This window comes from Acidithiobacillus sp. TH-A117 (genome assembly GCF_057473465.1).
Genome location: NZ_JBYCKQ010000036.1, coordinates 1 through 9648 on the forward strand (window position 1 = coordinate 1; position 9648 = coordinate 9648).

Consider the following 9648-nt stretch of genomic DNA (forward strand, 5'->3'; position numbering starts at 1 on the left):
GATTAGAAAGTGCCCTTATGGAAGCTGTTGCCGACAATTTATTCCCCATCTTGCGCGAAACCTCACTTTTTTCTGCCTGGCCGGAAGACTTGCTGAATGCCTTGTTGCTGCAAAGCAAAAAAGTCACCCTGGATTCCGGAGAGATTTTGTTTGTCGAGAAAGCAGTGGCCAGCGCTTTTTATCTGGTGCTTTCCGGTCGTATCCACCTGATAGCGGCGGCAAGCACCGGACAGGAAAAAATTGTGGAAATCATTGAGCAGTGGCGAAAGTGCTTGACAAGGTAATGGTGCCGTGCGGCCGACCCTTTGGAAAAAAGGGTCGGCCAATGAGAAGCGTTTTTGGCTTCTCGGAATCATACCCATGCCCTTTCATCGCCTCATCATCCTCCGCCTCTCGGAGTGGATTTCCTGCTTCCTTGCGGTCGTGCCGCCCCGTTCGCGGCGCAGCTTTGTCGAACTCCTCTGCGGCTGCCTGATCTCGCCCGAAGGTTGGGTCACCCGCGCTATCGGCAACATTACCCGGCATTCTCACTGGACCACCTATTACAAACTCCTGGAGCGCGAGTCTCTGCGCACCCAGGCGTTGGCCGTGGCCCAGATTCACTGGCTCCTGCAAGTCTTGGCCCGATTCCCGATCGTCGAACTGATCGTGGACGACACCCTGGTCCTGCGACACTCTGCCAAGGCCCCCGGCTCCGCCACACGTTATGACCATAGCCACAAGCACAATCGTCCCCGTTATGTGCTCGCCCAGAACTGGGTGGGGCTGGCCTTGACCCTGCGTACCCGTTCCGGCAAAGCCGTTTCCTTTCCCATTCGCCTGCGCCTCGTGCCCAGTACCGGCAACACCCACAAGCTGAAAATCGCCGGGGCATTGCTGCGGGCCTTTCTGCCCCATATTCCCGTACCCGTCCGACTACTCACCGATGCCTGGTTCATGCGCCGTCGCCTGCTCTTGCCCTTGTTGCGGCAGCACGGCCAGTTCATCGGTCAGGTGCGCAAAGATACGGCGTTGTTCCGGGACCCACCACCGCGCAGTTCCCAACGCGGACGCCCTCGTAAATATGGGGCCAAGTATACTTCAGCAGACAGCCACACTGCCGTCCGAGACCGTTTCGCTGCATATCTATGGGAAATGGCAGCAGGTTCGCCTTCAAACCTGCGTCGCCCATGCACGATTTCTGAACGGTCATCCGGTCCGGGCTGTCTGGAGCGCCATTTACGACGAAAAGCATCAACGCTGGTCTCCGACCCGCCTCTATCTCGCGTCCGAGACCCATCTGACCGCCAGCGAGGTGGTCGTCCTTTACAGTAACCGCTGGCAGATCGAACCCATCTTCCACAATCTCAAACGCTGGTGGGGCATCAACAACCTCTGGCAGCAAAAACGTCGCATTCTCGAACGCTGGATGCAAATCCGCTGTATCGCCTGGTCCATGGTGCAACTCCTCGCCGAAACCGTTGCCGAGGACTTCCCAACCTTCGATATCGCACCCTGGCGCATCGCTACTCCCGTTACCGCAGGTCTCATGGCCCAATGGCTGCATCTGCATTTTCTCCACGTTCCCTTCTGGAAGGGCTACGACCCGAAGTCCGGAAAATTCCAGTGTCCTACACCCGCTTTTTGGGCCGATACCGATGACCCACCCTGTAAAAAGGCCGCCTGACTCACTTCTGACCCATATTTACCGAGCCAGAACGCCACCCAGAGGGACTGGCGATGAGCCTGTATGTCTAAACTTCAGTTTTTAAGCGTCATCGCTGAATAAAGCACGGGTGCCAGCCACAGGGACATGAATATGGACAGCAGCAGTCCTCCCATAACAGCAATGGCCAGGGGCTTTAACAGGTCTGTCCCATGACCAATACCTATGGCCAGGGGCAGGAAGCCAAAAACATCGGCCAGCATGGTCATCAGAACAGGGCGTAAACGCTGTCGGGCAGCGAGGGCCACCAGAGACGGTCGAGGATGGCTACCCCCAATCTGGCGGGCACGGGCAAAAATGAGAATAACGTTGTTGACGGCAATGGCAAAAACCAGCAACACGCCGAGAAAAGCCGTACTGTCGAGGTCCAGACCACACAGCCAGACCAAAAGAAGAGAACCGGGTGCTGCCAGGGCTATGGATAGAAGTGCGGCCAGTGCAGCCCGTTGGCTGCTGAACTGAAAACCCAACAGAACCAGCAATAGCCCCAGCGCGCCCGCCAAAATCAGGGCCATTTGCTGAAAACTCTGGCGCTGCTGGCGATAGTATCCGCCAAGAACCGGAGTAATATTGCCGGGTAGATGCATCCGCGCGATGATCGCTCGCGCGTGGCTGGCAGCCTGGGCCAATCCCTCACCGGATTTGGGTTCCAGCCACATATAGGCATCGGGGACCAGATTCTGGTGCGTCACAAAGGGGACGGCGCCCTGCACATGCAAAGAAGCAATGCTGGAGAGGGAGGTCATTTCGCCATCGGGTAGCTGGATGGGCAGGGCGGGCAAGCTCTGTGGCGTTTGTGCCTGCCCCGCCAGGGTGACGCGGATAGGCAAAATCTGTTCGCCATGGAGCAGGAAACCTGCCTGTCTTCCCCAGAATCGGGTTTTGAGCTGAGCGGCGATGGCCGCCGGCGTAATACCATAGAGGGTGGCCATGGGACTGGGAGTGATGTTCATTTCCGGGCCGGCGGAGGGCGACTTGAAATTGACGGACGCAAAGTCATGGCTGTTTTTTAGCGCCACAGCCAGTCGCTTTCCTTCACTGCGCAGAGCGCTGGAGCGGGAACCAAACAAATAAACGACCAGGGGGGCATGGGCCCCCGAGAGATTTCCCAGGCGGACGATCATGGTCTGATGCAGGGAAAGTCCGATCAGGTTGGGGGCCATGCTGCGGAATTGCCGACGTAAATGGGCCATCACCGCTTCCGTGCTGTCGTGATGATCCGGCTTGAGAACGATGGTGATGGCCCCTTTGTTGGCAGGCGCATGGCGAAATTCAAAGCCGCGACCGACGACGAGAGAAGCGCTTTGCACATTGGGATTGCGCAGGGCGACCTGCATGAAGGACCGACCGATTTGCGAGGTTTCGGCGACACTGCTGCCCACCTGGGTTCGATAAGGCACGGAAATGATGCCTTCATCCCAACGCGGCAGAAAGGCCGTCGGCAGGACGGTGATTACCAGCCAGGCGGTACCGGCAAGCAGGAGGATGGGCAGGATGGCCCAGTAGGGACGGCGCATTCCTGCAATCAGCCATTGGCTATATCGGCGTCGAAGCCAACGCTCAAGATGCTGTAATTTTCGCGAGGGCGATATGCTCCGACCCGCCAGCCATGCCGTCAGGATGGGGGTAACCAGCAGAGCCACCAGTTGCGAGGCCAGCAAGGCAATCACAATAGCCAGTGCCATATGCCGGAATAAAAGTCCCAAGGTGCCGGAGAGAAATAACAGGGGTAGAAATACCAGACAAGAGGTGAGGGTAGCGAGACTCATCACCGGTAAAATGCTGGCACTGCGCCGCAGGGCCGACTGGCGACGGCTGGCGGGTTGCCCATGCAAACCATGCAGTCCACGTTCGATGACGACAATAGCGTGGTCCACCAGGGCGCCAATAGCGGCGGTCAAGCCACCCAGGGTCATGATATTCAAGCCATATCCGAGGACATGCAGGACCAGAAAAGTAGCGGCCAGGGCCAGAGGAACGACCAGCACTGTGGCCAGGGCACCGTCCAGACGTCCCAAAAAGGCAAAAATAACCAGCCAGGCTATCAAGCTGCCAAGCCCCAGAGCGATCCAGACGTCGCGCAGACTATGACTGATCAGGTGGCTGAGGTCATAAATGGGTACCAGATGCACACCCTGCGGGAGGTGTTGGCGTAAAAGGTCCAGGCGGGCTTGTACAGCATGGGCGACGCTGACGTCATTGACGCCAGACTGGGCGAGCACGTCCATAATCAGAGCATGTTTGTAGCCAGGTACGGCGGCTTCGTTGAGCAGTGGCGGGGGGCCGGTATGGATCTCCCCCAGTGCGCCCAACGCTAGAGGAGTACGGGCGCCGGAAGCATCGGCCGGTCCCAGCGGCAAAGTCAAGGCAGCCAGCGCCTGAGCGCTCTCGGGCCGGGGCGTGGTGGCAAGGATCAATTGTTGATGATAGGCATGAAGAATTCCCGAAAAAAATGGACCCTGGGCGGCTTGCAAGGCCGTAATGACCTGTTGGGCGCTGAGATGGTATTGCGCCAGCCGCGCAGGATCCAGGTGCACCTGTACCTGTGGCCAACCACGACCGGTTTCCTGAACCTGATACACCCCGGGGATGGAGAGCAGGGCGGGACGCAGCTTGAAGGCAAAGGTAGGCATCATGGCCGAACTGCTCAACTGATTGGATACCAGCGCATATTGGGCGAATGGATAGGTATAGGGGGCCATGCGGATGACCCGGAGTTGTGCACCAGCGGGGAGGCGGTACTGGGCGAGGCGGGCCTGCAGCATCAGGTATGCGGTCTGTGGATTGGTGCCGGGTTGAAAATAGATATTGAGCTTGCTCAGACCATTGCCGGTTTGTGAGCGGACCAGGCGCACCCCGGGCTGACCTTTTGCCAGGGCCTCCAGGGGCTTGGTGACTTCCACTTCCATAAACTTGACGGGCAGACTGCCATCATTGACCAGGACCGCAACGCGCGGGAAATTGACGTTGGGAAACACGCTTTCCGGAAGATTCTGCAGGGCAAACCAGCCCGCACCCAGCAACAGCACGGCGCTCAACAGGATGCTGAAGCGATTGGTCCAGAGAAAATGCAAATAGCGGTTCATGGTTGTCGTTCTTTTACCGGGGTCCCACTGAGCAAACGATCATTGGCACTGATGATGACTTGCTCTCCCGCCTTCAGGTCGCCCGCCACCCAACTCTGCCCGTTCTGGCTGGCGATAATATGGATGGGCACTGCCATGGCTTTCCCCTGACGCAGCACAAACACCTCGATCTGCGCGGCGTGCATGACCACGGCCTCGGCGGGTATCTGATAAGCCTGGCCTTTGGTCTGTTCTAGGGTGATTTCCAGCCATTCTCCCGGTAAAGCCGGACTATGTGCCGGTAGGTTGATATACACCGAAACCAGTCCCAGGTGCTGGGCGCTCTGCCCTATGGAGCGAATGCGCCCAGCGCCATGCCAATCCGTGCCGCGCAGCATGACAGTACTGCCGGGGCGCAGATAGCGCGCCAGAGATGGTGTCACATAGGCTTGTGCCCAGGGGATTCCGCGCCCCGCCAGGGTGGCAATGGCTGTTCCCATATTGACTACTGCGCCTGCCGGAACCAGATAATGCAGGCTCCCTGCAAAGGGGGCGGTGAGGGTTTGTTGAGCGGCCTGCGCCTGCAATACGCGCAGCTTCGATTGCGCCATATTCAGGGCCAGGCGGCTGCCGGCGACATTTTGCCGGGCAATGACGCCATCCTGATAGAGTTTCTGGTCGCGGAGAAACTGTTCCTGAGCAAAAGCCCCCTGTTCCCGGGCGCTCTGGATGCTGCTCTGTAATCCCGGTGATGCAATCCGGGCAATGATGGCGCCTGCTGTCACTGTGCCATCGGCACGCAAGGGGCCGAGGACGCGGCCCGTCACCGGTGCTGTCAAGGTGACATTACCGTTGCTTTCCACCTTGGCCAGCAGGGTGCTTTGCCGGAGGGCGGCGCTGACATGGACAGTGGCGGTTCGCACCGGCAGGGGAGACCCCCAGGCTGTGCCCAGCATTAACAGAAGCAGTATTCCCGAACAAAGGGGCAAAGGGTGAGATGGCGATATCCCGGAAATAGCCGGGCATTTTCTGCCCAGAGGCTGCCAGTGGAAAAATGTCATGAGAATGGTCCTTGTCCAGGTAAGCGGCCGCTGTCCAGAGCTAATTGGGCCCGGCTCAAGCGGGCACGAATCATGGCGTCAGTGTCTTGCAAGCGGGCCTGAATCCAGGCGCTTTGCGCCTGTTGCAAGGCTAGCGCGCTCTCGGCGCCGGCCAGATAGCCTTTGCGCGTCATCTGATACACGGCATTGGCTCTGTCAGCGATTTTTCCAGCATTTTTGAGGGCAATAGTAGCTGCCTGGGCCGTACCCAGGTCTTGTGCCAGGCGGCTGCGAATCTGCATTTCCAGGGCAGATTTGGCAGCTTGCAAGGCAGCCACTTGTTGTTGTGCCGCAGCAATCTGGTCACGGTTCCGACCAAAGCCAAAAAGGGGCATCTGCAAGCTCAGTCCAGCCTGCCAGCCCAATTGTCCACTGTGGGGGATGGTCGAGCTATCCACTCCATAGGCGGCATGGGCACCTACTACGGGCAGGCGGGCTCCCCGGTGAAATTGTAATTGGGCCTGAGCCGCCTTGATTTGGGCCTCTGCCACGCTGAGCAAGGGCTGGGCTTGCAGGGCCTGCTGCTCAATTGCGGAAAAATCCGGCAAGGATTGCAGCGCTGGAGACATCTTGGTCAGCGGCGGGAGTTGTTGTCCCAACCCGGTTTGCAAAGCCAGAACGCGCTGCGTGGCTTTACGCAGGATTCGGGTTTGGGTCAGTTGGCTGTGCATGCGCAGCACGTTCAGTTCGGCCTGATTCAATGCCAGGCGGGAGCGGGTACCGATGGCGAAACCTTCTTTGGTTGTTCGATAGATGTTTTGGGCCGCACCCAGTGCGCTTTTCCAGATGGCGATGGTGTTATCCATTTCCGCCAGCTTGAAGTAGCTCATGGTGACCGCTGCGGCTACCGCCAAGCGGTTCTGCTGCAGTCGATAGTTTTCCATCTCTACCTGATCTTTGGCCAGTTTGCTGAGCGCCCGGGTTTGCGGGGCATAAATGGGAATGTCGAGACGGATTTGTCCCAACATTTCCCGTGCCCCGTTGGCTGCCACAAACACGGGCTGACCAGCGCGGGACTGGGTCCAGATGGTGGCGGCGTTCAGGGTCAGGGCCGGCAGCAATTGCGCCTGAGCTGCCTGGCGCAGATGTTTTTGTGCCGCCAGTTGATGTCGAGCTACCTGAATGACGGCCTGACTGTGGAGGGCGCTGGCAATGGCCTGGTCAAGACTGAGCGAGAGCGAAGTGGCATGGGCAACAAAGGGGACAAGGCTGATGCTTGCGGCGATCAGGAATTTTCTGGCAGTAAATGGGAAAAAGCGTTTCAGCACCAACATATTTTCTCTGTTTCAGGAAAAATTCATGGAATTGGCAGGATCATTTAATCATGATGACATAAGTACCTGTCAGAAAGATGACGACAAGATGACCAAATCGTCATCTTATGGATTATTTTTCTTAAGTCTGTAAATTACGGGAAAAGAGAGAATGGCCGTCGTACCGCTCCCCGGTGTGCTTTTCAGCTCCACTTCTCCATCGTGTAATTGCATGATGGAGCGGACAATGGCCAATCCCAACCCGGTTCCTTGCCCACGGCGCATGCGGGCCGCATCTTCACTGTAAAAGCGATCAAACACCCGGTCGAGTGCTTCGCTACTGATGCCGGTTCCGTTGTCGCTGACGATCAGTTGCAGCCGCTCCCGGGTTCGGGCGCTGTGGATCCGGATACTGCCCCCCGCCGGGGTATGAGCAAGGGCGTTACTCAACAGATTGCTCAGTGCCCGGCGCAGCAGTTCGGAATTGGCGACGACGGATGCTTCCACGTCATTGTCCAGGCTGACTTTTTGTTCATCGGCCATGGCCTGATAAAAGGCACAGATGGAGGCGACCTCCTGATGGACGTTTAACTGCTTTTTCTCTAGGTCTTGTTGATCTTGTTCGGCGCGGGCCAAAAACAGCAACGCATCCACCATTTGCGACAAACGCGCATATTCCTCCATGGCGGAGGCGATACAAGTCTGATATTCCTCAATGTTCCTGGTTCTGGAGAGGGTTAGTTCACCCTCGCCTCGGAGAATGTGAATGGGTGTGCGCAACTCATGGGCAATGTCCGCAGAGAAGCGGGAGATTCGGGTAAAGGCGTTTTCCAGACGTTCCAGCAGGTGATCAAAATTTTGGGCCAGTGTGGCCAGTTCGCTGGGCCAGTGTTCACCGGCAATACGCCGATGCAATTCACTGGCATTCAGTTCATCCACGATAGTCGCCAGCTGATGGACCGGGCGCAGACCACGTCTGGCAATCCAGTATCCCCCCAGAATCGCAATGCTCAAGGCCAAAATGACGGACAGCGCCAGGGCATGGCGATAAAAGGCCAGAAAATGCTCGCGTTCACTGATGCGCATGGCCACATAAATGGTACTGGCGGGGTTGCCAGCAATCCGTTGCGCCATCACTTGAAAATGTTCATGTTTTTTTACTTTCCAATGCCACTGTTGGGTTTTGAAGCCCTGCGGCTTGTGATTGAAAGCCTTGTGACCATCGAGAAGCGGGTTGAAGCTGCGGCTACGGACGATGATTCCCTGCCGGGGGCGGGTCACCCAGATATAAATGCCCCGGATCGTGCTGGCTTCCAGTTGGGTTTCGTGAAGGAGATTCGTGTGGTTGTCACCGGCGTTGTGGAGTGCCGTTTGCACCGCATGGATTTTGCTGACCAGAATCTGACTGTCTGCCTGGCGGAGTTGCTCCGCCAGTATCCAGTACAGGGCGCCCCCAGCCACTGCTATCAACAGGGTGCTCAACAGCGCATACCAGAGCGTCAGGCGCAGGGCCATGGACCGGCTGAGTTGCAATGACCATCTAGTGACGGAGTTCAAGCACATAGCCTACTCCGCGTAAGGTATGGATCAGCTTGTCCGGAAAGGGATCATCGACTTTCCGGCGGAGGCGGCGGATAGCGACGTCCACCACATTGCTGTCACTTTCAAAATGCATGTCCCAGACCTGTTCGGCAATACGGGTGCGGGTCAGCACCATGCCGGGAAAGCGCATGAGGTAGGCCAGCAGGCGAAACTCCTGGGGTGCCAGTTGAATGGGCGTGGTCGCTCTCCAGATCTTGTAGCGCAACAGATCCATCTCCAGATCGGCGTAAAGCAGCACTTCATCGGTGCGGATATTGCTGCGCCGCAGGATGTTCTGCACCCGGGCCAATAGTTCGGAAAAGGCAAAGGGTTTTACCAGATAGTCGTCCGCGCCTTGGCGCAGGCCTTGCACGCGCTGATCTACGGCATCCAGGGCCGTCAACAGAATCACCGCCTGATCCGGGCGTCGTTTGCGGATTTCCTGCAGAACCCACCAGCCATCCCGTTGCGGTAGCATCAGGTCGAGAATGATCACCTCATATTCGCCGGTCTCGGCCAGATGTTGGCCGTCCACGCCGTTATTGGCCAGGTCGACGACGTGCCCTTCCTCACTGAACCCTTTTTTGAGAAAGGCAGATGTTTTGACTTCATCTTCAATGACCAGAATTTTCATGTGCAGGGAATGTGTCCAGTAAAAGATCAACGTATAAAAATACCGATTATTAACGGATATAACAAATGCCAGGCTTCATAAGGTTGTCATGATTGTTCTTGGGGATTACTCATTTTTTGACCTTTGCGCCATTATGTTCAAGAATGATTTCTGATTTTATGCCAGGAATTCGAGATATCATGTCATCCTCTCTTGCTTTGGAGCAGCAACGCCGCCGGGCTTTTGGCGCAGTGCGCATCCTCTTCGGTCTGATCTGGCTGATCAATACCTGGTTGCAGTTCAACCCGGTGTACGTGGCCCATTTTTTGGG

General features: G+C 57.2%; 6 protein-coding genes and 1 pseudogene. 2 read left to right on the forward strand and 5 right to left on the reverse strand.

Annotated elements, in window-relative coordinates:
• Together AC2VLR_RS08775 and AC2VLR_RS08780 are read left to right on the forward strand one after the other, a co-directional pair.
• Positions 1-284 (forward strand): cyclic nucleotide-binding domain-containing protein (locus AC2VLR_RS08775; RefSeq protein ID WP_486881791.1); only part of this gene is annotated, 284 nt, incomplete at its 5' end.
• A 76-nt stretch (positions 285-360) separates the two neighbouring features.
• Positions 361-1666, forward strand: a pseudogene (locus tag AC2VLR_RS08780) (IS701 family transposase).
• A 74-nt stretch (positions 1667-1740) separates the two neighbouring features.
• On the opposite strand, the gene AC2VLR_RS08785 reads toward AC2VLR_RS08780, so the two are convergent.
• The 5 genes from AC2VLR_RS08785 to AC2VLR_RS08805 all read right to left on the reverse strand — a co-directional run bounded on the left by AC2VLR_RS08785 (position 1741) and on the right by AC2VLR_RS08805 (position 9338).
• On the reverse strand, positions 1741-4791 hold the full coding sequence (locus AC2VLR_RS08785; protein ID WP_486881792.1) for an efflux RND transporter permease subunit: 3051 nt from the start codon (positions 4789-4791) through the stop codon (positions 1741-1743).
• Positions 4788-5726, reverse strand: coding sequence for an efflux RND transporter periplasmic adaptor subunit (locus AC2VLR_RS08790; protein WP_486881793.1), 939 nt, complete (start codon positions 5724-5726; stop codon positions 4788-4790). Before AC2VLR_RS08790 ends, AC2VLR_RS08785 begins: the two co-directional genes overlap by 4 nt.
• 101 nt (positions 5727-5827) lie before the next feature.
• Positions 5828-7144 (reverse strand): TolC family protein, encoded by a 1317-nt coding sequence (locus AC2VLR_RS08795; RefSeq protein WP_486881794.1) that lies wholly within the window; start codon positions 7142-7144, stop codon positions 5828-5830.
• Positions 7145-7249: 105 nt separating this feature from the next.
• Complete coding sequence (locus AC2VLR_RS08800; RefSeq protein ID WP_486881795.1) at positions 7250-8686, reverse strand: heavy metal sensor histidine kinase; 1437 nt, start codon at positions 8684-8686, stop codon at positions 7250-7252.
• Complete coding sequence (locus tag AC2VLR_RS08805; protein ID WP_486881796.1) at positions 8664-9338, reverse strand: heavy metal response regulator transcription factor; 675 nt, start codon at positions 9336-9338, stop codon at positions 8664-8666. Before AC2VLR_RS08805 ends, AC2VLR_RS08800 begins: the two co-directional genes overlap by 23 nt.
• Positions 9339-9648: the final 310 nt, after the last annotated feature.

Coding starts and splice junctions, on each gene's coding strand:
- AC2VLR_RS08790 (WP_486881793.1), bottom strand. CDS start 5,726: ATGCTGGGCACAGCCTGGGGGTCTCCCCTGCCGGTGCGAACCGCCACT.
- AC2VLR_RS08795 (WP_486881794.1), bottom strand. CDS start 7,144: ATGTTGGTGCTGAAACGCTTTTTCCCATTTACTGCCAGAAAATTCCTG.
- AC2VLR_RS08785 (WP_486881792.1), bottom strand. CDS start 4,791: ATGAACCGCTATTTGCATTTTCTCTGGACCAATCGCTTCAGCATCCTG.
- AC2VLR_RS08805 (WP_486881796.1), bottom strand. CDS start 9,338: ATGAAAATTCTGGTCATTGAAGATGAAGTCAAAACATCTGCCTTTCTC.
- AC2VLR_RS08800 (WP_486881795.1), bottom strand. CDS start 8,686: ATGTGCTTGAACTCCGTCACTAGATGGTCATTGCAACTCAGCCGGTCC.